The organism is Thermococcus sibiricus MM 739, from assembly GCF_000022545.1.
Taxonomy (GTDB): Archaea; Methanobacteriota_B; Thermococci; order Thermococcales; family Thermococcaceae; genus Thermococcus_A; species Thermococcus_A sibiricus.
This window is the reverse complement of record NC_012883.1, coordinates 1,737,839-1,762,381: the sequence shown is the minus strand read 5'-3', so window position 1 is coordinate 1,762,381 and position 24,543 is coordinate 1,737,839. Positions and strand designations below refer to the sequence as shown.

23 protein-coding genes and 1 tRNA gene are annotated in these 24,543 nt (G+C 38.9%); 13 read left to right on the top strand and 11 right to left on the bottom strand.

The genetic code is table 11. The annotated features are described in order from the left end of the window. Positions 1 to 4: 4 nt before the first annotated feature. Positions 5 to 310, bottom strand: coding sequence for a DUF211 domain-containing protein (locus TSIB_RS09555; RefSeq protein ID WP_048160675.1), 306 nt, complete (start codon positions 308 to 310; stop codon positions 5 to 7). A 23-nt stretch (positions 311 to 333) separates the two neighbouring features. Then, positions 334 to 915: an ArsR/SmtB family transcription factor gene (locus TSIB_RS09550; RefSeq protein ID WP_048160673.1), complete on the bottom strand. Its 582-nt coding sequence runs from the start codon at positions 913 to 915 to the stop codon at positions 334 to 336. A gap of 158 nt (positions 916 to 1,073) precedes the next feature. On the opposite strand from TSIB_RS09550, the gene TSIB_RS09545 reads away from it, so the two are divergent. The 3 genes from TSIB_RS09545 (at position 1,074) to TSIB_RS09535 (ending at position 4,461) form a co-directional block, all read left to right on the top strand. Next, positions 1,074 to 2,462 carry an acetate--CoA ligase family protein gene (locus tag TSIB_RS09545; protein WP_015850230.1) on the top strand — a complete coding sequence of 463 codons (1,389 nt, stop codon included), beginning with the start codon at positions 1,074 to 1,076 and terminating at the stop codon, positions 2,460 to 2,462. 116 nt (positions 2,463 to 2,578) lie between these two features. Further along, positions 2,579 to 3,733, top strand: coding sequence for a tryptophan--tRNA ligase (locus tag TSIB_RS09540; RefSeq protein WP_015850229.1), 1,155 nt, complete (start codon positions 2,579 to 2,581; stop codon positions 3,731 to 3,733). Between the two features lie 50 nt (positions 3,734 to 3,783). Further along, the gene (locus TSIB_RS09535; protein WP_015850228.1) at positions 3,784 to 4,461 is read left to right on the top strand and encodes a fumarylacetoacetate hydrolase family protein; all 678 of its coding nucleotides are present in this window, start codon (positions 3,784 to 3,786) and stop codon (positions 4,459 to 4,461) included. A 7-nt stretch (positions 4,462 to 4,468) separates the two neighbouring features. Here TSIB_RS09535 and trm14 read toward each other — a convergent pair whose 3' ends face one another. Genes trm14 through TSIB_RS09520 form a run of 3 tightly spaced genes read right to left on the bottom strand, consistent with a single transcriptional unit; the run spans position 4,469 to position 6,925 of the window. After that, positions 4,469 to 5,557: a tRNA (guanine(6)-N2)-methyltransferase gene (trm14, locus tag TSIB_RS09530; RefSeq protein ID WP_048160952.1), complete on the bottom strand. Its 1,089-nt coding sequence runs from the start codon at positions 5,555 to 5,557 to the stop codon at positions 4,469 to 4,471. A 5-nt stretch (positions 5,558 to 5,562) separates the two neighbouring features. Further along, positions 5,563 to 6,636: a GTPase gene (locus TSIB_RS09525; RefSeq protein WP_015850226.1), complete on the bottom strand. Its 1,074-nt coding sequence runs from the start codon at positions 6,634 to 6,636 to the stop codon at positions 5,563 to 5,565. Further along, positions 6,602 to 6,925 (bottom strand): TIGR04076 family protein, encoded by a 324-nt coding sequence (locus tag TSIB_RS09520; protein ID WP_015850225.1) that lies wholly within the window; start codon positions 6,923 to 6,925, stop codon positions 6,602 to 6,604. The genes TSIB_RS09525 and TSIB_RS09520 overlap by 35 nt, the downstream gene beginning before the upstream one ends. A 105-nt stretch (positions 6,926 to 7,030) precedes the next feature. On the opposite strand from TSIB_RS09520, the gene TSIB_RS09515 reads away from it, so the two are divergent. Genes TSIB_RS09515 through TSIB_RS09495 form a run of 5 tightly spaced genes read left to right on the top strand, consistent with a single transcriptional unit; the run spans position 7,031 to position 14,635 of the window. Next, positions 7,031 to 8,437, top strand: coding sequence for a DUF515 domain-containing protein (locus tag TSIB_RS09515; RefSeq protein ID WP_048160670.1), 1,407 nt, complete (start codon positions 7,031 to 7,033; stop codon positions 8,435 to 8,437). 5 nt (positions 8,438 to 8,442) lie between these two features. Continuing rightward, positions 8,443 to 9,348 carry a hypothetical protein gene (locus TSIB_RS09510; RefSeq protein WP_015850223.1) on the top strand — a complete coding sequence of 302 codons (906 nt, stop codon included), beginning with the start codon at positions 8,443 to 8,445 and terminating at the stop codon, positions 9,346 to 9,348. Beyond that, a complete protein-coding gene (locus TSIB_RS09505; protein ID WP_015850222.1) occupies positions 9,290 to 12,631 on the top strand; it encodes an ATPase, T2SS/T4P/T4SS family in 3,342 nt (1,113 codons plus the stop codon). The genes TSIB_RS09510 and TSIB_RS09505 overlap by 59 nt, the downstream gene beginning before the upstream one ends. Before the next feature lie 11 nt (positions 12,632 to 12,642). Then, on the top strand, positions 12,643 to 13,704 hold the full coding sequence (locus TSIB_RS09500; protein WP_015850221.1) for a type II secretion system F family protein: 1,062 nt from the start codon (positions 12,643 to 12,645) through the stop codon (positions 13,702 to 13,704). 4 nt (positions 13,705 to 13,708) lie between these two features. Beyond that, positions 13,709 to 14,635, top strand: coding sequence for a type II secretion system F family protein (locus TSIB_RS09495; protein ID WP_015850220.1), 927 nt, complete (start codon positions 13,709 to 13,711; stop codon positions 14,633 to 14,635). On the opposite strand, the gene TSIB_RS09490 is transcribed toward TSIB_RS09495, so the two are convergent. Next, positions 14,615 to 15,097 (bottom strand): FKBP-type peptidyl-prolyl cis-trans isomerase, encoded by a 483-nt coding sequence (locus tag TSIB_RS09490; RefSeq protein WP_048160668.1) that lies wholly within the window; start codon positions 15,095 to 15,097, stop codon positions 14,615 to 14,617. The genes TSIB_RS09495 and TSIB_RS09490 overlap by 21 nt on opposite strands. A 251-nt stretch (positions 15,098 to 15,348) precedes the next feature. Here TSIB_RS09490 and TSIB_RS09485 point away from each other — a divergent pair, with 251 nt between their 5' ends. Beyond that, the gene (locus TSIB_RS09485) at positions 15,349 to 15,636 is read left to right on the top strand and encodes a hypothetical protein (RefSeq protein ID WP_015850217.1); all 288 of its coding nucleotides are present in this window, start codon (positions 15,349 to 15,351) and stop codon (positions 15,634 to 15,636) included. Positions 15,637 to 15,651: 15 nt separating this feature from the next. On the opposite strand, the gene TSIB_RS09480 is transcribed toward TSIB_RS09485, so the two are convergent. Then, positions 15,652 to 16,146: a DUF2118 domain-containing protein gene (locus TSIB_RS09480; RefSeq protein WP_015850216.1), complete on the bottom strand. Its 495-nt coding sequence runs from the start codon at positions 16,144 to 16,146 to the stop codon at positions 15,652 to 15,654. A gap of 378 nt (positions 16,147 to 16,524) precedes the next feature. After that, entirely contained in the window at positions 16,525 to 17,355 is an 831-nt protein-coding gene (locus TSIB_RS09475) for a carbohydrate kinase family protein (RefSeq protein WP_015850214.1), read from the bottom strand. Positions 17,356 to 17,909: 554 nt separating this feature from the next. Here TSIB_RS09475 and TSIB_RS10245 point away from each other — a divergent pair. Then, complete coding sequence (locus TSIB_RS10245) at positions 17,910 to 19,157, top strand: 2'-5' RNA ligase family protein (RefSeq protein ID WP_015850213.1); 1,248 nt, start codon at positions 17,910 to 17,912, stop codon at positions 19,155 to 19,157. Positions 19,158 to 19,375: 218 nt separating this feature from the next. Here the strand turns inward: TSIB_RS10245 and TSIB_RS09465 are convergent, their stop codons facing one another. After that, on the bottom strand, positions 19,376 to 20,317 hold the full coding sequence (locus tag TSIB_RS09465) for an LAGLIDADG family homing endonuclease (protein WP_015850211.1): 942 nt from the start codon (positions 20,315 to 20,317) through the stop codon (positions 19,376 to 19,378). 116 nt (positions 20,318 to 20,433) lie between these two features. Beyond that, positions 20,434 to 20,508 (bottom strand) — tRNA-Met (locus TSIB_RS09460). 251 nt (positions 20,509 to 20,759) lie between these two features. Between TSIB_RS09460 and TSIB_RS09455 the strand changes: the two genes are divergently transcribed. The 3 genes from TSIB_RS09455 to TSIB_RS09445 are packed head-to-tail and all read left to right on the top strand — an operon-like array spanning position 20,760 to position 23,590. Next, a complete protein-coding gene (locus tag TSIB_RS09455; RefSeq protein ID WP_015850209.1) occupies positions 20,760 to 21,920 on the top strand; it encodes an aconitase X catalytic domain-containing protein in 1,161 nt (386 codons plus the stop codon). 9 nt (positions 21,921 to 21,929) lie between these two features. Then, positions 21,930 to 22,322, top strand: a complete 393-nt coding sequence (locus tag TSIB_RS09450; RefSeq protein ID WP_015850208.1) for a DUF126 domain-containing protein — start codon at positions 21,930 to 21,932, stop codon at positions 22,320 to 22,322. Between the two features lie 41 nt (positions 22,323 to 22,363). Then, on the top strand, positions 22,364 to 23,590 hold the full coding sequence (locus tag TSIB_RS09445) for a site-2 protease family protein (RefSeq protein ID WP_048160667.1): 1,227 nt from the start codon (positions 22,364 to 22,366) through the stop codon (positions 23,588 to 23,590). Positions 23,591 to 23,868: 278 nt separating this feature from the next. Here TSIB_RS09445 and TSIB_RS09440 read toward each other — a convergent pair whose 3' ends face one another. Beyond that, positions 23,869 to 24,405 carry an HTH domain-containing protein gene (locus TSIB_RS09440; protein ID WP_048160664.1) on the bottom strand — a complete coding sequence of 179 codons (537 nt, stop codon included), beginning with the start codon at positions 24,403 to 24,405 and terminating at the stop codon, positions 23,869 to 23,871. Positions 24,406 to 24,543: the final 138 nt, after the last annotated feature.

Sequence of the window (24,543 nt, the reverse complement as noted above, 5' to 3'; positions counted from 1 at the left end):
AATATCAGAATTCCTCTAATCTATCTTGGGGTGTTTCACTTTCTTCGATAATTTTCTTACCGGCGGCCACCATATCAATACTGTGCACAACTCCACCAAACTCTTCTATGGTTCTTACGATTTCCTCATAATCCAAGTTGTCCCCGACAATTGTTATCTTCACATTCTCAGTTTCTTTGTCAATCTCAACAAGGGTAATGTTTACTCCATCAACCCCTTTCAATTCACTTAACCCCAAAGCTAGCTCAGTTACCATGGGTTGATGGGGTTTAAGCACGTCCAGTACGAGAAGTCTGATTCCCTTCGCCATTTTTATCCCAATGACTCTTGGAATTACTCCTTTTTAAGGATTTCTCCAAGTTTTTTCAGGAGTTCTAGTGCTTCTTTATCTCTTCCTAATTCAGCCATGCTAAGCCATTCAACAGCGTGGATAATATCTTCGTTTGAGAATTCTTTTAAACTCTCTTCTTTTCCTTCTAATTCTTTTGAGATTTTTGTTGTGTATGAGTGTTCTTTTTCAGTGATTCTGTCCATAACATCCAAGAGTTGCTCTTCGTCAAATCTATAGCCAAGGGCTTTGAAAATATCAAGCTTTGTTTTTAGCCGTGATCTTGCTAAATACCTCAACTCTTTGTCTCCTAAGTAAAGATTTATGTAGAAGACATCAGCAGTTCTTCCATAGTATTTTTCAACTAAATTGCCTTTCATTTCGGTTCTTTTTACCTCTACTAGGCCAACTTCTTTTAATTTTTCAATGTGGTGGTAAACTGTTTGTGGTGTCTTTCCAAGTATGTCTGAAAGTTGGGAAATTGTCATCTCTCTGTTCCTCAATAATTTTAGTATTTGTCTTCTTGTGTCCTCTAGCATTAGTTTTATGACCTCTGGATCTGTGATAACCATAACCTTCTTTTTCATAGCTTTCACCTATTTTAACGTTCTAATTGGTTTTTAAGCGTTCGGGAATATAACCTTTTCCATTTGTGCATAAATTTCATTCTCTGGAAAATTTTATAAATGTAAAATTCCCACATCACACAGCAGGAATGCACATTACTGCAAAGGGGTGAAAAATCATGAATTTGGATTTTCTGTTCTACCCACAAAGTGTTGCTGTCATTGGCGCCTCAAATAAAGAAGGGAAGATAGGCAATGCGATAATGAAAAACCTCATAAATTTTGGATTTAAAGGTAGAATATATCCTGTTAACGTAAAAGAGGAAAAGGTTTTGGGAATTAAAGCTTACAAAAGTGTGTTGGAAATTCCAGACAGCGTTGATGTGGCCGTTATTTCAATTCCTGGGAGATTTGTACCTCAGATACTTGAGGAATGTGGTCAAAAAGGAGTAAAAGGAGCGGTTGTAATAAGTGCGGGCTTTAAGGAAGCTGGAAATGTGGAACTCGAGAATAAACTTCTTGAAGTGGCCAGAAAATGGAACATAAGAATTGTAGGGCCAAATTGTTTGGGAGTCACTAATATCGAAAATGGTTTTGACTGTACTTTTAATCCTCCTGAGAGACAAGCAAGGCCAGAATTTGGCGGTATTGCTTTCATGAGTCAAAGTGGTGCATTTGGTGCAGCAATTCTTGATTGGGCCGCCAGACACGAAGTAGGAATGAGTAAATTCATAAGTCTCGGCAACATGGCCGATCTTGATGAAAGTGATTTTATGGAGTATTTGAAAGACGATAAAGCTACCAAAGTCATCACTGCTTATCTTGAGGGGGTAAAGGATGGTAAAAAGTTTTTAAAAGCTGCCAGGGATGCTACAAAGAAAAAACCCGTTGTGATTCTTAAGAGCGGAAGAACTGAAGCTGGAGCAAAAGCTGCGGCCTCTCACACAGGTTCTCTTGCCGGAAGTTATGCCATTTACCAAGCGGCCTTTGAACAAACTGGTGTTCTTGAAGCTAGAAGCATGAGACAGCTCTTCAACTATGCAAAAGCCTTGACAATGCAGAAACCAGCAAATGGGGATAGAGTTGCTATAGTAACAAATGGTGGTGGCGCTGGAGTCATGATGAGTGATGGTTTGCTTGAGGTGGGATTGAAAATCGCTGAGCTAAGTGGAAGAACAAATGAAAAGTTTGCAAAAGCCATAGAAGAAGGTAAGCTTCCAGAACATATGAGTTATAAGAACCCGATTGACATTATTGGGGATGCTCCTTCAAGCAGATATGAAACGGCTATGCGTTATGCTTTGGAAGACGAAAACGTAGACGTATTGGCTGTTATTGCACTCTTCCAGAGTCCAGCTTTAGATGATGGTATTGTTGACGCAGTTGGAAAGATGCAAGAATATGGCAAACCAGTCATTTTCATAGCTCCTGGAGGGGCCTATCCCGAAAAGATGGCTAGAAGGATAGAGAAAACTGGAGTGCCAGTTTTTGAAACTGTGGAAGATGGTGTCGATGCAGTTTATGCACTCGTCAAGTATGGTCAATATCTCAAAGAACCTGGGGTGTAGGGAAAACTTTAAATTCTCTTTTTCTATTCTTAACCCATGCTCGGTGATTGCTTTTGGCTTTGGTGATAATAATTTTAATCTTTTTTTGGTTAGTTTAGTCTTTGGAGGTGAATTCTGTGCCAGAATTTGAGGTGACTCCATGGGAAGTTACAGGAGTAGTAGATTACAATAAACTTATTGAAGAATTTGGAACAACACCATTAACAGACGATTTGTTGAAGAAAACTGAAGAACTCACAAAAAAGGAACTCCCAATGTACTTTAAAAGAAAGTTCTTCTTTTCACATAGGGATTACGATTTAGTACTTAAAGACTATGAAGCAGGAAAAGGATTTTTCCTTTACACAGGCAGAGGTCCCAGCGGACCAATGCATATAGGCCATATAATTCCGTTCTTTGCAACAAAGTGGCTCCAGGAGAATTTTGGAGTAAACCTTTATGTTCAAATCACGGATGATGAAAAATTTTTATTCAAACCTCAGCTTACCTTTGAGGGGACTAAAAGATGGGCTTATGAGAATATACTCGATATAATTGCCGTTGGGTTTGATCCAGACAAAACATTCATCTTTCAGGATAGTGAGTTTACCAAGATATATGAGATGGCCATACCAATAGCCAAAAAAGTGACTTATTCAATGGCAAAGGCCGTTTTCGGTTTTAATGAGCAAAGTAAAATTGGAATGATATTCTTCCCAGCAATCCAAGCTGCTCCAACGTTTTTTGAGGAAAAACGCTCTTTAATCCCAGCAGCTATTGACCAAGATCCCTACTGGAGAATACAAAGGGATTTTGCTGAAAGTTTGGGATACTACAAAACTGCAGCGTTACATTCAAAGTTTGTGCCTGGCTTAATGGGTCTTGGGGGTAAAATGAGTGCTTCAAAGCCGGAAACTGCTATTTACCTAACGGACGATCCAGAAGAAGCGGGAAAGAAAATATGGAAATATGCTTTAACCGGTGGAAGGGCAACTGCAAAAGAGCAAAGAGAGCTCGGAGGAGAACCTGACAAATGTGTCGTCTTTAAGTGGCTTGAGATCTTCTTTGAACCGGATGAGAAGAAACTCCTAGAAAGGTATATTGCTTGTAAGAACGGGGAGATACTTTGTGGCCAGTGCAAACGTTATCTGATAGAAAAGGTTCAGAACTTCTTAAAAGAGCATCAAGAGAAGAGGGAAAAGGCCAAAAAAGAAATCGAGAAGTTCAAATACACAGGGGATCTGGCCAGAGAGCAGTGGGATAAAGCAATTCCAGAGCCATTGAGGAAATGACTTCCACTTTCTTTTTAAATTCTAATGAGTAGGTATCTTTTGGTGATGTCATGATTCGCTTACCTTTTAGAGACACTTTTTATGAAGTTAAGCCAACCAAGATAATTTGCCTTGGAAGGAATTATGCTGAGCATGCAAAAGAACTTGGCCATGAGATTCCCAAAGAACCTGTTATTTTTCTAAAGCCCCCTTCAGCTTTAATAGGGCCCAATCAAACGATAATTTTGCCGAGGAAAAGCAATCATGTTGATCATGAGGTAGAACTTGCGGTGATTATTGGGAAGAGAGGCAAAAACATCCCAAAAGCCAAAGCCCTAGATTATGTCTTGGGATACACTATTCTGATGGACCTGACAGCTAGGGATCTTCAATGGGAAGCAAAGAAAAAAGGTCTCCCTTGGACAGTGGTGAAAGGGTTTGACACGTTTGCTCCAATCGGGCCGAGGGTTGTTGATAAGAGAGAAATAAACGTGGATGATCTTGAAATTGGCCTCAAGGTTAACGGTGAAATAAGACAGCTTTCAAGAACGAGCAAGATGATATTCAAGATAGATGAGATAATAGAGTACGTTTCGAGTATAATGACCCTTGAGAAAGGTGACATAATTGCAACTGGAACCCCTGAAGGCGTTGGTCCTCTGAGGCACGGTGATGTTGTGGAGGCTTGGATAGAGGGAATCGGGACTTTAAAGGAGGAAGTACTTGCTGAGCGCTCAATCCTCTGCTGATCTTTAATTATTTGATTATGTATAAGTGAACCATCAAACCACCATGTCCGACTAGGCGATGATGAATAATTTTAAATCCATTTTCTTCGAAAGCTTTTTCTATTGCTTTCTTTTCCGTGGTCAAAAAGACTCCTCTTTTCCCTAGAATTTTTGAAAGTTCAGCAAAGAATTTCATGTAAAGCTCGGGGATTAACTTTTTCTTCCCTATCTTTAACCCGTATGGAAGATTGCTTATGACAAAATCGACGCTATCAAGATAGTGAGAAAGTCTTGTGGCATCTCCCTGGATAAGATCAATTTTATCAAGAACTCCTGCGGCGAGGGCATTCATCATGGCACCTTTTAGATGTTTTTTGTATTTTTCAATGCCAATTATCTTTCCTTCGTATCCTCTCAATGCTAGCTCGATTAAAATTGTTCCGCTACCGCACATTGGATCAAGAACACTTCCTTCATCGAGCTCTGCAAGCTCTATCATAGCATTTGCTATTGAGGCTTTTAAATGGGCCGGATGATCGTAAACCCTCCACGGCCTTTTATGAAGAGAAGAATCTCCCGTTGTATCAATTCCCAAGAAAAAGACATCGTTTATAACTTCGGCTCTAAAGATTACAGAAGGATGATCAAGATTTACTTTTGGCGTGCCAAACTTTGAGAGTTTATCATAAATAGCACTCCCAACGGTTTTTGCAACGTCAATGCTTGTAAACTCATGTTCTCCTTTCCTAAAGCCCCTCACAGCAAAGCTTTCGCTTATCTTGACGTAATTCTCAATCAAGGAGTTAGAAACGAAATCATAGATTTCCTGTAAGGCCTTTTCTTTTTCCAAATTAGAAAGTTTGGTGGAAGAAAGTTGAAAAATGACCCGATGTAAAAGTCTAGAATTTTCATTCAGGAAAGAAGCAATCTCAAATTCTCTCTTCTTGCCCTTCTCATCCAAATAGTAACTCTCCTCGATCTCTGCTAATATTCGTCCTTCGACTCCAGAGGGTTTTTCTTCGACTTTCCCTTTTAGTCCTGCGCTCTTAATGAGCATCTCAACTTCTCTTTTTGCAAGATCTTCAATTCCCTGTGGAGTTGTTAATACGAACTTCATTTTTTTCACTCCAAAATTGCTATTACTCCCTTCCATTTTCCACCAAAACACTCGCTTGCAATAACCTTTTTGTTGGTGAGTTTTTCAAGGAAGTTTAACGCGGAATCACATTTCTTAAATCCAGTTGCTATTCCGATGATCATTCCTTCTATCTCCTTGAACCCTACTCTCTTTTCTCTATCCACGATTAGTTTATCTCCGTATTTCCAAAGTATTCTTCTAGGGTCGATGAGGGATTCTTTTTCAATGTCATTTAAAATGCTTTCAAAATCCCAGATAAACTCTTCATTCTTTTTTTCCTCTTTTCCAAAAAGAGTAAATTTACCAGTCTGCCATTCCCTTAGAAGATAACGGGCGGTTTCCTCTAAGTTAACTTTGCCACCCTTTTTCAGAAGTCCTTTTTTCTCACCAATTGCTTTGAGTATTTGTTCTTCGTTTTCAAAGTCAATTATACCGTATTTTTCAATAATGGCTTCTTTTCTTGTTTCTAAAAGTCTCTTTATAAGTTTTAATGCCGGTTTAACAGGATCTTCAATTTTATCTGCTGGAAATCCGCCCCTAATGACGAGTTCCTCAAAATCATCTATTGGGACAACTCCAGGAGAATCAACTACCCAAATTTTCTTTGAAAGTCTGATGAGTTGTTTCCCTTTGGTATATCCAGGTATAGGTGCGGTGCCTACAGCATGTTTTCCTTTTAACACATTTATTATTGTGCTTTTTCCTACGTTGGGATATCCCACCAAAACAACTTTCACTTTATCTTTTCCTTGTTCAAAGAATTCTTTTGCAAGTTTTTTTATCTCCTCCCTCAAGATTCCAGTCCCTTTTCTTTCTCTTGCACTTATGAAAACAATTGGGATATCTTTATTTTTTTGTTTGTACTCTTCTGCCCACTTTTTTGGTACTAAATCGGCTTTGTTCATCACTATAAGTAGTTTTTTTCCCTCTTTTTGAGCAATTTTTTCCACTTTTAAATTCCTTGTTCCTATTGGGTCCCTGGCATCAACTACCTCTAGAATAATATCCCCCTCTCTAATTGCATCATTTACTACTCTCCATGCTTTTTTCTGTTTCATTTTCGATCACCATCATTTCAAAGATCACAGTCCCACCTTCAGTGTATGGTGGGCCTGGATCCAAGCATTGAACATAAGCTTTTTCTCCACTACCTAGTCCTATCTCTGAGGGTTTAACTCCTTTTCGCAATGCTACTATATATGGTAGGAAGGATGCAAATGCATGTGTACAAATGGCATTTGTTTCCTCTAAGTTTATTTTGGGGCCTTCTATGGTGATCTTATCCCCAACTTTGAACACTGGGCACTTACCTCTAATTTTTATTATCTTTATGACTAGTTTTTTCATCTTTTATCACCAAAAGGTAAATAAGTAATGAAGACTAAAATATTTACTAGGACTATTAGTTCATAGGTATAAAGATAAAAGTTAACTATAATGGTGGTGTTCACCGTGGCGGAAGATATTGAAGAAAAAATTCGACGGTTAAGGGAGTTAGGGAAAGTCCCTGTTGAGGAAAAAGGAGAAGCTAAACCTTCTAGTGTTCCTTCTGCAAGACCTACCGCTCCTGCTAGAAAGCCATCCAAACTGGGGAGGCTTAGAGAAAGGGAGAGACGCAGAAGGATTATTATAGGTGCTTCTATTCTAGCGATAATTATCATTGCGGTTGTAGTTGGGGTTTATATAACTTACCAAAATAGAGCAGCAAAACAACTTGAAGAGGCTAAATTGGCAAAAGTGGCTGAAGTTAATAAATATTTTACTGGGGAACTTGCAAATGATACTTTAAAGACTCAGTTAATAAATCAAATTAACAGGGCGCAAAGTATAGAAGAACTTGAGAAAATTGATGTAAAAAGTTTGGCAGATCAGAGAAAGGCACAAATTGAACAAGAAAGACTCCAAAAAGAGTTGCAAGATGCAAAGATGCTTAAACTCTCTGAAGTAGAACATTCATTTGAGCTTTTACTTTCACAGCCACTTTCAGCGGAAATGAAAAGTGAAGTAATACAAACGCTGAACCAGTTGAAAGAAAAAATCAATTCGGCAAAAACTAAGGATGAGGTATTACTAATTGATGCTAACCCCTACTTGCTCGATTTGTGGAGAAAGTACTATTATTACCTTATAGATGGTACCCCTACTCAGAAGGTTATCTTAAAGAAAGGAACTGAAAAGAGCATATATACAAAGGCAGAGGCCAAATATGTTTTAAGTAAAGTTACAGACTTTGCAGAGTTAATTCAATACACTATAGAAAAGGCTGAAATGGTTCAAATTGCCTTGGTTTTACCAAGAGAAAATGTTAATGGGGCATTCTTGTCTTCTGGAGACAAAGTAAAGATTTTTGCCCAAGTAAACTCAACTACTATCCAAAAGATAGCTGATGAAGGTTACATAAGTACTGTTTTACTTTTAAAAGATTCAGGCGTGATCTCAGTTTCTGAGTCGCAAACAGAGAGTAATGATATATCAAGTTCCACAGAGACTGCGTACTCTGATCAATATTCGGAAAGCTATGCTCCTGGTGATCAATCTATATCGTATGAGCAGGCTAAGGATGAAAGTCATTCAACCACTCAATCAAGTTCACAAACAATAAGTGCTTCCTATACTTATAATGTGGCATTAAATGAAATACTAAAGGCAATTGCAGCCAACAAAATAGCAGCTCCAGATGAAGTTAAAGAACAGCTAGAGAGGTATAAGTGGAAGGTGTTGGGGCTAGAACAAGAAACAGGGTTGATGGCTACAGATCCTACGGCCAAAGTCTTAGTCATTGTGGAGGTCCCAGCTGAGTTCGTTGAGGACATAATAAAATATAGAAACGCGCTTTATGTGACAAAAATTGTAGGGTGATTAACATGCTAAAAAAGGTGGCTCCTGCCTTTTTCTTTATTTTGTTAGCTTCCACTTTAGTAAGCGCCCAAGAGGGCGGGGATGTTGTGGCTTCTGGGATAGCTGACCTAAATGTGACTTTGGTTAATGCTGGGCCATTCTACAAGTTCGTGTTGATTAACCCAGATTATGAATACACCATAATTAGGAAAGGAAGCGAAATAGTTAACGTAAATGATTTGGGATTTTGGATTGGCCCATACGAAACTTTGGGAGTAAATGTAAAAATTAACGAAACTTTATCTGTTGGTTCTATGAGTGGTATGGAAGGACCGAACCTATTTTACAGTCCGGTTTATCCCCAGTTAATTTTATACCCCCAAAAATATTACATGGTAGACACATTCTTCATCTCTGATGGTTATGTAAAAGTAATTAAGTATGCAGGTACAGTGAAAGTTACTGTGAGTAATCCATCAGAAGAAGAGGCCAAATACCTCGCTATAGGAGTGCCAATTCTATTTGATAGTGCGGAAATGTATGGGTTCAACCCTGAGTATACTATGAAATACAGTGAGTATGTGGGGACTATATTGGGGCAATATGCTCAATATGTGAAGGATTTCATGCCCACCTATTTAGAAAGAGAATCTGGGAATACTAAAGACTTATCAGAGCTTTCATCAAGGGTAGTTGTGTACTCCCTAACAGATACACTTTTGGCAAAAAGCAAGCAAAGGTCTGAATTTCCAGAAACTCCGAAAAAATCTGAAATAAAGTTTGATTATCCGGTTTGGATAGTATTTTTAGGGGGTAAAGACTTCGTATTTGAGTATGAGGTTAAATGGGAAAATTTGATGCAGGTGAGTAAATTTGGGGGAGAAGAAGAAAAAGCGTTCAGGTTTATCATGGATAGAAGAAATCCTAAATGAGGAAGCTCCTTCATTAGAGAATATAATAAAGGAAGAGGAAGAAGAAAAATTTTCTACTCTAAAGGATGAAGAGAGCACGCCCATAGTACCTGAAATCAAGATTCCCTCACAACCCCAAGTTAGTGAAACCTGGGAAGAGAAAAGTTTAGGGGGTATTTTGGGAAGAGCCCGTGGGCCCCCGCAGAGGCCTATTGCTGCCACATATTACGGTGAGGAAACGAAGGTACTTGATGTTTATGGTAATGTGAGAATCTTGAGGGTAACTGGGGAGCCTATCCCAATATACGAAATTAGGATTCCACAGTTAAGTGAAGAAGAAGAAAAACTGATTAAGATTGTAAGGGATAGAGCAATAGCTGAAATTCAAATAGATCCAGAAAGCATACCTGATCCTGAAGAGAGAAGAAGGATTTTTGGTAGGGCCGTTAAAAACATAATGAAAGAGCTTGCTCCCAATGTTTCGGAAGGAAGAATGGAAATTCTAATAAATCTTGTTGTCCAGAACATGATTGGTTATGGCAAACTTGATCCTTTAGTTAGAGATGATAACTTGGAAGAAGTCATGGTTGTTGGAACAAGGAAGCCAGTGTATGTCTGGCATAGAAAATTCTACATGTGTAAGACAAATATTAACTTTGATGATGAAAGGGAGATATTGAACATAATAGAACGTATAGCTAGACAGGTTGGAAGAAGAATCGATCAACAAACACCGCTTTTAGACGCTCGTTTACCTGATGGAAGCAGGGTTAATGCTACAATTAGACCTGTAAGCCTAGAGGGGCCAACATTGACTATAAGAAAATTCAAAAAAGATCCACTAACGATAATTGACCTTTTGAAATACGGTACATTCAACTTGGAAATAGCTTCCTTGCTATGGATATTTGTAGATGGACTTGGGGTTAAACCAGCAAACGTGCTCGTTGCTGGAGGTACTGGTTCGGGTAAGACTACCACCTTAAATGCATTGGCGATGTTCATACCACCAAGTGAGCGTGTAATTAGTATAGAAGATACAGCAGAACTGCAATTACCGATTGAACACTGGGTAAGGTTGGAAACTAGACCACCTAACATTGAGGGAAGAGGAGAAATTACCATGGATGATTTAGTCAAAAATACTCTGCGTATGAGACCAGATAGGATCATCGTGGGTGAGGTTAGAGGACCAGAGGCTAGGACGATGTTCACGGCCATGAACACGGGACATAATGGAGCGCTCTATGATTTCTCGGTTATCCAGCTCTCCAACGGGAAGTTTGTGCTCATAGGTGATTTAGTAGGGAGACTTTTCGAGAAGTACTCGGACAGAGTTGAGAAGTACAAGGATCTCGAATACATAGTGCTTGATGAAAAAGATCGCTTTGAGGTTGTCAGTGTTGGTCCTGACCTTAAAGCTGGCAAACACGTGGTTTCAAAGGTGTGGAGGAGAAAGGTCAGGAAAGATGAAAAATTGATGCGCATAAAAACTAGAACGGGCAACGAAGTAATACTAACCAAGAATCATCCCTTCTTCGTCTTCTCCAACGGAGACGTTATGAGAACGGAAGCAGAGAAGCTTAGAGTAGGCGATAGGGTTGCCGTGATGATGCGCCCACCAAAAGCCCCTCAGAGAAGAGCTTTTGTGGATCCAAAGGTTTATGCGGGAGTAAGTGATTATTATCTCGTTCCAAATGGAAATGGGATGCTAAAAGTACCCAACAATGGTATCCCCCCAAAAAAGGCCCAGTTCTTACTCTCTGTTAACTCTAATCTAGTGAAGTTGATTAGGGAAGTTGATGACAATCTCGCCTACCTTGCTGGAGTTCTCCTTGGTGATGGGTACATAGCCTCGAACGGCTATTATATATCGGCTACATTCGATGATGAGGCTTACATGGAAGCCTTTTTGAATGTCACTTCAAAGTTTTTGCCTAACTACACTCCTCAGATTAAATTTAATGGAAAAAGTGCAGTTGTAACGGTCAGCTCCAAGATCTTCGCCGAGGTGCTCTCAAGAATGTTTAATATACCAAAAGGGAAGAAGTCCGAGATCTGGGGTGTTCCCGATGTAGTTCTCTCAAACGATGACCTTATGAGGTATTTCATAGCGGGCCTGTTTGATGCTGATGGATATGTAGATGAGAGTGGACCTTCGGTAATTCTAACAACTAAGAGTGAGAATGCAGCTAGAAAGATATGGTATGCCCTCCAAAGGCTTGGGATAATAAGTACAGTTTCGCGCGTGAAAAACAGGGGATTCAAAGATGGAGAGATATTTAGAATAACCATAAGCGGTGTTGAGGATCTCAAAAAGTTTGCAAAACTTATACCGTTACATCATTCGAGGAAGAGAAGTAAACTTGAGAGCATACTTAAGAGCAAAAAAACATATCGTGGAAGGAGAACATATCGTGTTCCCATATCTGCGGGGATGATAAGGCCCCTTCGCCAGAGACTGTCTCTAACTATCGCAGAACTTTCAAAACTTGCATCACATCATGCTGGAGAAAAGATATCTGAAAGCCTTATCCGGCATGTAGAAAAAGGAAGGGTGAGTGAGATAAGGCGATCGGCACTAAAGGGAATTGCCCTTGCATTCCAACAGGTGGCAGAGGACATCGGTGATGAGGAAGCTTGGACTATGGCGAAGAGGCTTCAGTTGGTCGCTGAGGGGGGTGTCTATTGGGACGAAGTTGTGAGCGTCGAAGAGGTAAGGCCAGAAGAACTTGGTATCGAGTACCTCTACGATTTAACTGTTGATGACGACCACAACTATGTAGCCAATGGGATATTGGTATCCAACTGTATGGGCACAATACACTCCAATTCGGCCAGAGAGACTATTGTAAGGCTTGAAAGCCCACCAATGAACGTTCCAAGAATCATGATTCCTGCTCTAGATGTTATCATAATGCAGGTAAGGTTCAATAACAGAAAGAAAGGAACTATAAGAAGGATCACTGAGATTGCTGAAGTTTCTGGAATAGAAGGAGAGAGCGTTCAATTAAACACGATATACAAGTACAACCCTGCAAAGGATGAAATTAACCCTACCGGAGTGCCAAGTAGAGTAATGAACCAGCTTGCTGAGCATACAGGGCTTACCACGGAGGAACTATTAGAAGAGCGGTTGAAAAGAGAAGTGGTATTGCAATGGATGGTTGAGAAGGGAATAAGGAGTATAGAGGAAGTTGGACATTACATAAGGGAGTTTTACATTAATCCTGAGGACACTTTGGCAAGAATAGAACAGGATTCATCTCTTGAATTGACTGAAAAGGTAAAAAGAGTCATATAAAGGTGAGATACTTGGAGCTGAAGAGTAGAATATTGGGATTTATAGAAAGGCTAGGTCAAAAAACCATCGAAGTAAGTGAAAGGCCTATTCGTAGGATTCCTAAGGCTCTCACCTTAGAAGAGAGGCTTCAGCTATTGAAAAAACTCCAAAGAGAAATCACTGAGGAGAAAGAAAAGAAAGAGGAAGAAGAAATTGAGGAATTGATAGAATGGAGAAAGAAAGAGCTAGAAAAGTCATTTAGTCACAGGTTTTCGGAGTTTATATTGAGACGTTTCAGAAGGCCTGTGGAGTCCTTCACGAGATCAATCAAGGGTTTGGACTATGATTTACTTAGGGCAAACATCAAAATGAGCAAGGAGCAATATGTTGCTTTGATGATAGGGGTCTCAATATTTACTGCAATTTTTGCTTTTATACTGGGAGTTTTGCTTATTCTTCCAATTGACATCTCAATAATGCTTGGGCTTCTTGGTTTCATTGGTGGTTTCCTTTACATGAGAAACTATCTCAGATTTGCATGGAGAGGAAGGGTAGTGGAGGTAGAAAAAGCCCTGCCCTATGTACTACGTCATATGGCATCTCTCTTGAGTGCGGGTGTGGGTATAGCGGAAGCTATGGTATCTGTTGCTAACGCCGATTATGGTCCAATATCCGAAGAATTCGAGCTCATGATAAGGGACATGCATGGCGGTACATCATTTGAAGATGCTTTAACAAGATTTGAAGAAAGAATGGCTTCTGAGAACGTGAGTAGGGTAGTAAAACAAATATTGAGGGCCACGAGATTTGGTGGAAACCTTGCGGACATCTTGTACAAGCTCGCTGAAGACTTTTCCTTCGAATACAGGATGAAGCTCGTAGAATATATACAGAAAGTTAATGGTATTGCATTTGTTTATATGTTTATTACCATAATCATGCCGACACTTTTCGTTGTCGCAATACTTGCAGCTTCAATGATGTCAAGGACTGTAGTAATGCCTCCTTCTGCATTGGCAGTTATTCTATTATTTGCATTTCCTGCAATATCATCTATGGTAGTCTTTATGATAAAACGGAGCGAACCGAGGTGATTAAATGGCTGAAATTAGATTTCTTCACCCCATTGCAAGGGCCCTTGAAAAGATAATCCCAAAAAGGTGGACTAGGAGGTATAATCTGTTCTTGTATTCTGCAGGAATTTCATTTTTGGCCGTGGAGTTTCTATTAGTCTCAATGTTGTTAGGAATCTTAACTGCAATAGTTGTGTTCTTGATACCCTCGGTAAAACTTTACGCCCTTCCTGTATTCTTTATCGTATTTTTGGGTATTGCGTGGGTATACCCATATTGGAAACTAGCTAAAAAAATTGAAGATATGGAGAACAATATTCCAGATGCTTTCTTTTACATAGCAAGTTCCCTTAGGGCAGGGGTTTCATTTTCGGAGGCTTTGGAGGAAGCCTCAACTGCCAGATTTGGAGCCCTAACTGATGAATTTAAGAGGACAGTCAGCGAGATAAAGAGAGGTAGGTCGACTTACGAGGCGTTAAAAGCTTTTGCACTTAGAAACAGGAGATCCATTATTATATACAGATCTACTATGATAATCTTGGAAGCCTATGAAAGAGGTGCACCAATGGCGGATGTATTGGTGGCTGTTGCTAATGATGTTCGTGAAATTTTAAGAATAAAGAAAGAAAGAAAAGCCTCAACAGGAATGCAGGCTATGTTCTTTATAATCGCAAGTGGGTTCCTTGGGCCTGCCATCCTTGGAATAGTATCACAGCTTATCGGAAGCATGAACACTCCAGAAATAGGTTTAAACTTGCCTGTAGATGCAATTTACAATGTTCTTTTAGCTTTTGTAGGGCTTCAAGCAGTAGTTTCTGGTTTGGGAATTGGAATAATAAGAGAAGGGAAGTTCTCTGCAGGGTTCAAGTACAGTGCGATGCTCGCTATAATGGGTCTTGTAATATTCCTTGTAACCACTAAAGTTCAGATCTCAGGCCTTGGGTTCATCTGATTTTTCTTTTTCTACGTCAACTATTTCTACTTCGAATACAAGAGTTTTCCCAGCTAATGGGTGGTTGAAGTCTAGGGTCACGTTTTCCTCTCCAACCGCAGTTATTCTTGCAATCCCGCTATCAGTCATAATGTACGCTCCTTCTATGGGTTCAATACCAGCTTTTTCAAATTCGCTTGTGGGAACATCAATTATTAGGTCATCTCTTGGTATTCCATACCCCTTTTCCGGGGGAATTGTTATAGTTTTCTTTTCTCCGACTTCCATTCCTATTAAGCCTTCGTCCATTCCAGGGATGAGTTCACCAACACCCACATTAGCTCCAAGAGGACCGTAAGTTCTGTCTTCCATATAAATGCCAGCTTCCTTAGCGATATCCTCATAAGTTGTATCGAAAACTTCTCCATTCTCGAATTTTCCAATGTAGTTAAAAACTACGAAATCTCCTTTTTCAACTTTCATTCTTTCCACCAACTAAATTTTTTCAAGTCTAACTCTTCAATTGGCTTTATAACACTTTTGCTCAATATTATACAATTTTGTGATTATAATCACTCAACTCTCTAATGTTGACCAATTCAGAAAGTATGCCTTCTCCGATGAAGGCTGACCTCCTCCTCGCCGTGAAGAGCGAGGCTTTCAAAAGAAAAATGTAAAGTTTCATAGAGAAAGTATAAATATATTATCGCCCTAATTATACCGGGTGATATTAGGTGGGGGAATTTGCTGAGATGCTTGAAAGAGAATTTGGCGGTTTAAAGACACATAAAATCTATTCTACGCAACTTGGGAATAGAAGTATTGAGATACTTGAAGTTGAGGCGAAGGGTTCTAAACTGCTTGTAATGTTTCAAGATGAACCAATGAAGCATGATTTACGCAAATGGTCTTTGATAATTACAAGTGCCAAAAATACTAGGACAATCCAAGGGATGGATAAGGTAGACACACTAAAAATGAGGATTAACGAAAACGTAAGATCCATATTGGAAGGAATGTGAAAATAGCTGGAAGATTCACTCCTCTGGGAGGATGTAGTATACGTAGTGTGGCCTGTTAGTGAATTCATCTATGTAGACAACGACCCCAGTCTTAGGAGGTTTAAGATAGTGCACTTCTCCCTTTTTAGTTGTTATGGCTGCAAATGCATCACTTTTTCTAACTCTATTTCCAACTCCAGCAATTATACTCGAGACATAACCCTCTACAGGCAGAAGCATTAGTTCATCTCCTTTGTAAAGCCGTATTTCGGTTCTTCTATCTGGCAGTATTATAATTGCATTGCACATCATTTTGTGCTCGTACTTATCCACATAAAAGTGGAACCTGTCATAAACCTCCTTTTTCATAAATTTTGCTCTCTTTGGGTCTATAAACTCCGGAATTTTTTCTCCCTTTTTTACCTTAACTTCTATATTGTCCTGGATGATTCGGCAGTCCACTCTTGCTTTTTCTCCATCAACACACTCTTCCAAATTACTCTCGACAAAAAGTTGTGGGATTTTTTCCATATTCTCTCACCCAACCTTTTCCAAGCTGTAAAACTTTTTAAATCTATCCTTACATAATCTTATAGATGAGTGAAAATGAGAAATAGATTAGCTTCCCTTTATCTTGTCATTGTTCTGTTGATGAGTGCAATAATAAGTTCTCAGGCCAGAATTCGTGAGATTAAAAAAGTACCCAGGATTATTACTTAATTGGCCTATTCTTTGCTATCTTGATAGTAATTGGAGGCTAAAGGGTCAGATTATGTAGCAGTTAGATTTTATTTGAATTCACGTTTTGATAGTGGGTCTCTCTGTAGTGATGCCCAAGTTTGAGGTAACGGCCATTGCAGTGCTTATACTTATTTCCCTGTATCTATTCTCTAGAATGATTACGAGGGATTAGACTTCAATGCTCCAGCTCCCTTTTTTCTTTAGGACCTCTCTTGCCCTCAACAATCCCTGCTTTATGCATTCCTCAAGTGGTTTTCCTTTTACATAATAGGCCAAGAACCCGCCAGCAAAAGCGTCTCCTGCGCCAGTAGGATCAACTATCTCGCTAATAGGTAAGGCTTCAAACCTGGTGAATCTCTCTCCATCATACATAAGAACTCCCCTTTCCCCCATGGTGATCACAATGAGTTTACTTCCCCATTCGTGAAGCTTTTTGGCGGCTTCTTCTATGCTTTTTTCCCCAGTTATTGTTAGTGCTTCCCTTTCATTGGGAAAAATTATCTCTGCTCGTGAAATTATTTCTCTCATGAGCTCTTTCTTTGTCTTGTATTCTTCTATATAAGTTGGATTGAAATCAAGGCTGATTCTTTTTCCTCTTAATCGATTTATTGCCTTAAGTTGTTCTTCTGGAGGTATTGGCGCAATGTGGAAGATTTTTGCACTTAAGTATTCCTCAGGGATCTTGGTTTCTCCCATTCTCTGGGCCACTCCCATGTCAACAGGGGCATCAACGGTTCCATCTTCGTGGTAAATCATGTATATGTGTATGGTGTTTCCTTCAAGAACGTGTACCCCTTTTATGTCAAGTATCTCCTCAAGCTTTTTTAGCCACTCTTTTGGAAAATCCTTTCCTACTTTTGTTACCAAGCCTACTTTAGCCCCACTTAGAGCTGCAGAAGTAGCTACAGCTGTGGCTGCTCCTCCAGGAAGAATTATCTCCCTTTTATCCGGGAATATTACGTGATCAATGGCCACATGTCCTAATACTACTAAGTCCATGGTTGCCCTCTCTGAGTATTTATGGGGGATTTATTAATGTTGCTTTAGGGATTCTGTTAACTTATTGTTAGTGAGACGAAAATAAAAATCATTGAGCATCTGCCATCACATTATTGAAAGCAAACCTTGTTAATTTAGTCTGATAATAAGTAGCCCCTTTTGTCAAGTTCTCACAAATTTAACTCTATGCTCTTTATACCAGCTTAGAATACTTAATTATCCATTTTCAGATTGTTACTTGATTTAAACGCTTCTCATGGTTGATTTGTTCTTACTTGAGTGAGAAAGCAAGAATCCTCTTGTAGTTTTTCCAGAATTCAAAAATCTTTTGACAATTGAAATGTAAGTTTTATCTGTTTGATAGGAATATTTTCTTAGCTTTATCTCTTTAATAAGCTTATTAATTTATATCACTCTTGTAGCGTAAGCTTTTTTATATTTAAAGCCATACAATAAAGCATGATGACAAACTTTAACTCCCATTTGGAAGATTATACGAATAAAAATTTTGCAAAATACTTGTTAAGTGAAATTGAGTCCTATGGTGATTAAATATGAATATGTTGAATAGATTGTTAAAATTCTTTTCTTATTATAAAAGAGATGGTAAATACCCCTATCTGATAGAAATACGTCCTATGGTAGAGAAATACAGAATTAGACGGCATATCAAAACCCATATAAAATCTACTCATACAGGAAGATGGCATAAGGTACCCCATATTACGCTTATTTATAATTTTAGATTAAAAAAGGGTATAACAGATCGGGACATAGCTAAGATAATTCAAAATGTTGCCTCCAAATATACCTTTGTAAAATTTTACTACGATGGTTTCGAAGTTAAAAAGGGTGATAAGGGATACGTGTTCGCATTTAAAATAAAAGCAAGTGACAAGCTTAAAAAACTTAGAAGAGACATTTACAATAAAATAAAGCCGTTCATAGAGGAACGTCCGGATGTAATAAAGTTTAATGATGCTGATGAGGATAAGTTTTGGTTTCATGCAACTATTGGTTATCAATTATCAGAAAAAAGTGCAAATATCTTAATAAAAGAAACACAAACCGAATATGAGTATCTTCCAGCATTTGCTTTGAGAATCACCTTATTGAAAAAGAGTAGAATAAGCTGGGAATACGATGTACCCACACGCAAGTTGCTTAATAGAAGAGAAGCTCTTTCACGAAAATATTATGCTGAGACGTTAAAGGCACATAGAAAGATTCTTCAAATGGAAACATTTAACCAACACCCGTCTATAAGAGGGAGAAAAATATGGCTCATATCTGATACACATTTTGACCACGCAAACATAATAAAGTATTGCGCTCGTCCTTTTGTTGACATAAAAGAAATGAATAGGGTTTTATTAAAAAACTGGAATAATACAGTAAAAAGGAATGATATTGTGTATTTTTTAGGTGATATAAGTTTCGGTAAGCACTCTAGAAGTCCGAGGTATTGGCTTAGTAAACTCAATGGAAAAATTATTTACATCAAAGGAAATCATGAAAAAACAAATTTGGGAAAGCATTATGAGATTGTTAATTATAAAGGGCATAAATTTTTCCTTGTTCATGATCCAAAGGATGTAGATTCTTTCGACGGATGGATTATACATGGCCATAAACACAATAATGATTTAATAAACTACCCTTTTGTTAATAAAGAGAAACGAACAATCAATGTAAGCGTTGAAACAATAAATTATAAACCAGTATCTTTTGATCAAATTATCAAAATAATATATTCCCAAAAACTAGAAAATATAGAAACTATCGTAGATATTAAACGATAAAGAAATAGTATTCACTGATTCGCTTTGGAACTTATGCCCTCACTTAACAGATGGGCATGTGGCTTCGCCTTCGACTACGCCCAAATTTCGCAGTATGACGAAATCTTCATGACTTTAGTTGTGAATTTAAGGGGTGTAAAAAATGAGAGAAAATACGGAGAACAATAAAAGAAAAATACCTGGCATGCTTTACATACTTTTTTCCTTTATTTCATGGATTATTTACTGGATAATGTGTGGAATGAGGAATAGATTAGGGACCGTTTCATATAACCTCTTGGACCTTTTATGTACTTCTTATGCCAGAGTTTAAGGGCTTCTATTACGGGCATTTCGCTTAAATGCAAAGCATCTTCTAATTTTTTCTGTTTTCTCCTAGCTGTGAAACCAATTTCCTTTGCAAATTTCTGAACATGACTCAAGCGGTAGATCCAAAGAAGGTACATATCTACGTTATACTTGTACTCAACACCCCGAATCACAATTGGAGTGTTCTTTTTGTGAGTTTGAACTAAACGCGTGGAAATGCCGAACTTTTCTAAGAGAAGTTTTTCAGTAAAACTGAGGAGTTCTAGGTCTGAATTTGCTAGTGCCACCTGAACTCGGAATGTATTTTTGGCACTAATAACGGGAAATCCCTCGCTGTCGAAGAGGCCTTGTAAGAATTCTCGAGGGTATTTCCATGCCACGTTGAATAGTTGTTCTCTAGGGCCATTTAGAAATTGAAAGAGCATTTTGTTGGTCCCCTCTACGTACCATCGATCTACTCGAGTAGAATCATGCTCAAATCCAAGAGTGGCTTTAATTCCAAGATCCTCTAATGTTTTCTGAAATCTCTCTGCAAAGTCTTTATCAATGACTTTTAGTTTTATTCGATATTTTCCATCTTTCCTTTTGCTAGTGCTCCCATCGCCAAGAAAAACTCCAATAATATAAGCTAAACTTGGTGAAGGTTCTAGGGAGATTTCCTTTATTTTATTAAATGGGTTGTGGAGGCCTTTGCACCAGCGCATAACCGTTGGCCTAGAAATTTTAACGTTAAATTCTTCTCCAATAATTGATGCTATTTGGGAGTAGCTGGTGCCTTGCTCTCTCAACTCTTTAGCTCGTTCCATTATTTCATGCAACTCTTCAATATTTAATTCTTTTAAACTTCTCATAGTAAAAATGCCAACATGAATAATTTTAAAGTTTTTGGTGAAAGGGTGTCTTCTTAAAAAGTGTTTTTGAGTTCAGAATTGTACAAATTCATACATCAATGTATAAAAATGGCGAATAGCGGGGCGAGGATTTGAACCTCGGACCTCCGGGTTATGAGCCCGGCGGGCACTCCTAGCTGCCCCACCCCGCTGCTTGACCCGATATCTCTTATCTGATGGGAATTTATAAACCTTACGGTTCTTATAAAGGCCTTTTTATTAATCTAGAATTGGAATTACACCCTCTTTTCGGCCTCTTAATGAAAGGAAAAGCACTTAATGGCATTCATTTTCTCTTTTGGAAATCCCATCCTGGAAGAGAATCCCTAAAAAGATAAGAATCCACAATCCCTCCTTGGCAAACCTTTAAAGTTCTTTATGTATAAATGGTGGTGGTGATGAAATGTACCTCACGAAAGAAGAGGAACTAATACTGGTTGGCGAGTATGGATATTCACTTCAAAAGGCCATGGAAATTCTGGTGGCCCTTGGAGAGATTTATGGTGCAGATAGGCTTATTCCAATAAAAAGCGCTCAAATAGCTGGAGTTTCCTATAAAAACATAGGAGATGCGGGTATAGAATTTCTCCAGGATTTTGTAAACGCTGGAGCAAAGGTCACCGTTTATACTACCCTCAATCCTGCGGGAATAGGTGATGAGACTTTCATGGAGAAGCAGAGAAAGATTCTCGAGCTTTATAGGGATATGGGTATTGAGATAACCTCCACCTGTACTCCTTATTACGGAGCAAACCTTCCAAAGTTTGGAGATCATATAGCATGGAGTGAGAGTTCGGCTGTATCCTTTGCCAATTCTATAATCGGTGCGAGAACTAACAGAGAGGGAGGCCCTTCAAGTTTAGCCGCCGCTATAGTCGGAAAAACTCCAAATTATGGCCTTCATTTAGATGAAAATAGGAAGGCAACGGTTCTTGTGGAAATAATAGCAAAAATAAAGGACTTTGTTGATTACAGCTTTTTGGGTTACTATCTTGGAAAGGCCCTAAAGAATGACGTTCCCTATTTCAAGGGGCTTAAACCTGAGAAAAATGACTATCTTAAAGAGCTTGGGGCTTCAATGGCAGCAACAGGTTCTATTGCTCTATATCATGTAGAAGGCGAGACACCAGAATACAAGGAAGCCATAACTGACAAAATTGAAAAAATCCAGGTTGGAGAGGAGGAGCTTAAAGAAGTTAAGGAGAAATTCAACGCCGATTGGAGTGAAATTGATGCCATCGTTATAGGTTGTCCTCATGCTTCAATTCAGGAAATTAAAGAGATTGCAGAACTTTTGAGAATGAGAGAAAAGCCTCTAAAAGCCCCCTTATTAATAACTGCTAGCAGGGTGGTGAAATCCCTTTCAGATGCGTTAGGTTACACAGAGGTTATAGAGCGCTACAATGGAAAGATAATAGTCGACAGCTGTTTAATAGTCTCCCCTGTCAAAAAATGGTATAATGGAATAGCCACCAACAGTGGAAAAGCGAGTTTCTACTTCTCTTCTGGCGGTTTGAAGGTTAGACTTGACAATACAGATAAGTTAATCCTTGAGGCTCCATGAGGTGATAAAATGAGACTCAAAGGAAGGAAAATCTTTGGAGGTAAGGTCAGGGGCACTGCGTTGGTTTCTAGGAGGCCGCTATCATTTTTGGGAGGTGTCGACCCTAACACGGGAGTAATCATAGATGTTGAGAGTGATATAAGAGGGGAGAACGTTAAAGACAAGATTCTTGTCTTCCCTCGGGGAAAGGGTTCAACTGTAGGTTCATACATTGTCTATCAGCTAAAGAAAAATGGCGTTGCCCCTAAGGCCATAGTGGTGGAGGAAGCTGAAACGATAGTTGCTACCGGCGCAATAATAGCTGGGATCCCTATGGTGGACAAGATAGACACAAGCAAAATAAGAAGCGGTCAAATTATTGAAGTCGATGCGGATAAAGGCGAAGTTAATGTAGAGGAATAGTTTTTAAGTACTCCCTCCTACTCTTTTTAGTGGTGAGAAAAATGCCGAAAGGTGTTTATGAATGCATCGACTGTGGCCATAGAGAGGTAATGGAATCAAATGATGCTCTCTTGGAAAAGGCCTGCCCGAAATGCGGCGGAGACATGGTTATTGTAGGGTTTGAAATCACTCCTGTTGTGGAAGAAGAACCAGCAAAAGATTTGATTGAAAAACTTAGCAACTTCTATTCTTTGGGTAAAACGGAGTCGAGGGGGGATGTGACTGCTTTTGAGGTTTTGGAAATAAGAGAAAGTAATTTTGAAAAAGTTCTCAAGGAACTTGAAAGTATTGGATATTGGGGCGCTTTAAAGAAGAAGGAAGGAAAAGTTGTTTTGTACATCTTCCCGGCTCAAGAGATAAAAAAAGAAAATCCGTTTATTGGGATCGGTCTCTTTATAGCGACTGTTTTAAGTACTCTATTTGCTGGTTACTGGCTTTCAAGCTCATATATAGTATTTCTTGATGAATATAACCTTCCTGGAATTAGAAATATCTATCTTAACGCCTTGGCATTTTCTATAAGTGTTCTGGCCATTTTGGGCACTCACGAAATGAGCCATAAAATAGCAGCAACTTTCCATGGGGTGAAGTCTACTTTTCCATACTTTATCCCCTTCCCTAATATACTGGGGACGCTTGGTGCGGTGATAAGGGTTAAGTATCCAATCCCAACGAGAAATGCGGCCATAGATCTCGGTTCAAGCGGACCGATAGCAGGGTTTATTGTGGCAATCCCAGTGCTGCTAATAGGTCTAAGGCTCTCTCCCGCATTACCTACTAGCGCAATTGCTCAAGTTGGTGGAGGCATAGCGTTTGGAGAGAGTTTGATAATGATTTTCCTTGAGAAGTACATCTTTAAGATACCTGAAGATTATGTGATTTACCTCCACCCGGTAGCAATAGCCGGATGGGTAGGGATCCTCGTGACTTTCCTAAACTTGGTTCCAGCGGCCCAGCTTGATGGGGGTCATATAGCAAGAGCATTTCTTGGGGAGAAACTTCATTCAATCCTAACATTTGGCTTGGGATTGGCCATGATAGGTTTGAGTGTTCTATGGGCCGGTTGGCTTATAGAGGGGTTTATAATTTTACTCATGGGTAGGATTGGGAACCCAGGGGCTTTAGATGAGGTTAGCCCAATTTCGCCTAAAAGAATAGTTTTGGCTTTGGTTGTGTTGGTCATATTTATCTTGTCGGCAACTCCAGTGCCAATAAGTGTTGTTCAGTGATTTTTTAATTTTATTTTCTGTTTTCTGACTCATCCAAAGTATGAAATATATTTTTAATAATTTCGGGTGGATTTGAGGTATACATTCTTGTAAGTTTTCTCTTTATAATGTCAACAGAGGCCTGATCAAACCATCCATTTTTTAATTGCCATTTAGGGGTTGCTGAAATGCCTTACCAAGACTCCTTAATAAAGCCGAAGAAATGGAATATTCCAGCCCTTTCTTATAGCGAAGAGAAGACTTTGGAGAAGCTGTACTCATAAAAACTTCTTTTGGGTTTATCCCCTCTCTTTCAAAATCTGCTCTATATCGTTGTATATTGAATCCCTTGAAACGTTGAAGAGTCTAGCTATTTCAGATATGTTTAGCGCTTTGGGATTCCAGCCAAAGAGTTCAAGAGCTTTCCCCAGGATTGCTCTTCTTTCTTCAATGCTCAAGTTTTCAAGGTTTCCCTTTCCTTGGGGCCTGTTAACCACCGCTATCCCCACGGCATATTTTCTTCGAGTTATGGGCATCGTATAGGTTCCAAAGGTGAAGTCAACTATTTCAGTGTTCTTTATTTTTTTCCTAATCTTCTCCTGCAGCCTTTCGATAATGTCTTTACCTGAGGTATGTTCGGCTACTATGTATTTATCTGCTTTTTTTGTGGGATCTATGCTTAGGGCTATCTTTATTTCCATAAAAGCTCCAAAAGAAAGCTCTATTTTAGCTTTTTCTATCGATCCTGGCATGCTTTCAAGGATTTTAGCCTTTTCTCTCAGTTCTTTTAAACAACCTTCTACACTTGATGATTCACATTCAATGAAGAGCAACATTTCACTCACCACAATTTTGAGGAAGTTATATGCATAATTTGGTATTTAGAATATTTATATGATTTGGTGAGGTGTAAATGCAATTGGGAAACTATAGAACACTCAAGTATAGAGTTAATCAATAGTAAAATATCCAAT

Excerpts from the sequence above, each read along its gene's own strand:
- TSIB_RS09555 (WP_048160675.1), bottom strand. The coding sequence starts at position 310 with ATGGCGAAGGGAATCAGACTTCTCGTACTGGACGTGCTTAAACCCCAT.
- TSIB_RS09550 (WP_048160673.1), bottom strand. The coding sequence starts at position 915 with ATGAAAAAGAAGGTTATGGTTATCACAGATCCAGAGGTCATAAAACTA.
- TSIB_RS09545 (WP_015850230.1), top strand. The coding sequence starts at position 1,074 with ATGAATTTGGATTTTCTGTTCTACCCACAAAGTGTTGCTGTCATTGGC.
- TSIB_RS09535 (WP_015850228.1), top strand. The coding sequence starts at position 3,784 with ATGATTCGCTTACCTTTTAGAGACACTTTTTATGAAGTTAAGCCAACC.
- trm14 (WP_048160952.1), bottom strand. The coding sequence starts at position 5,557 with ATGAAGTTCGTATTAACAACTCCACAGGGAATTGAAGATCTTGCAAAA.
- TSIB_RS09525 (WP_015850226.1), bottom strand. The coding sequence starts at position 6,636 with ATGAAACAGAAAAAAGCATGGAGAGTAGTAAATGATGCAATTAGAGAG.
- TSIB_RS09520 (WP_015850225.1), bottom strand. The coding sequence starts at position 6,925 with ATGAAAAAACTAGTCATAAAGATAATAAAAATTAGAGGTAAGTGCCCA.
- TSIB_RS09510 (WP_015850223.1), top strand. The coding sequence starts at position 8,443 with ATGCTAAAAAAGGTGGCTCCTGCCTTTTTCTTTATTTTGTTAGCTTCC.
- TSIB_RS09495 (WP_015850220.1), top strand. The coding sequence starts at position 13,709 with ATGGCTGAAATTAGATTTCTTCACCCCATTGCAAGGGCCCTTGAAAAG.
- TSIB_RS09490 (WP_048160668.1), bottom strand. The coding sequence starts at position 15,097 with ATGAAAGTTGAAAAAGGAGATTTCGTAGTTTTTAACTACATTGGAAAA.
- TSIB_RS09480 (WP_015850216.1), bottom strand. The coding sequence starts at position 16,146 with ATGGAAAAAATCCCACAACTTTTTGTCGAGAGTAATTTGGAAGAGTGT.
- TSIB_RS09475 (WP_015850214.1), bottom strand. The coding sequence starts at position 17,355 with ATGGACTTAGTAGTATTAGGACATGTGGCCATTGATCACGTAATATTC.
- TSIB_RS10245 (WP_015850213.1), top strand. The coding sequence starts at position 17,910 with ATGAATATGTTGAATAGATTGTTAAAATTCTTTTCTTATTATAAAAGA.
- TSIB_RS09465 (WP_015850211.1), bottom strand. The coding sequence starts at position 20,317 with ATGAGAAGTTTAAAAGAATTAAATATTGAAGAGTTGCATGAAATAATG.
- TSIB_RS09455 (WP_015850209.1), top strand. The coding sequence starts at position 20,760 with ATGTACCTCACGAAAGAAGAGGAACTAATACTGGTTGGCGAGTATGGA.
- TSIB_RS09450 (WP_015850208.1), top strand. The coding sequence starts at position 21,930 with ATGAGACTCAAAGGAAGGAAAATCTTTGGAGGTAAGGTCAGGGGCACT.
- TSIB_RS09445 (WP_048160667.1), top strand. The coding sequence starts at position 22,364 with ATGCCGAAAGGTGTTTATGAATGCATCGACTGTGGCCATAGAGAGGTA.
- TSIB_RS09440 (WP_048160664.1), bottom strand. The coding sequence starts at position 24,405 with ATGTTGCTCTTCATTGAATGTGAATCATCAAGTGTAGAAGGTTGTTTA.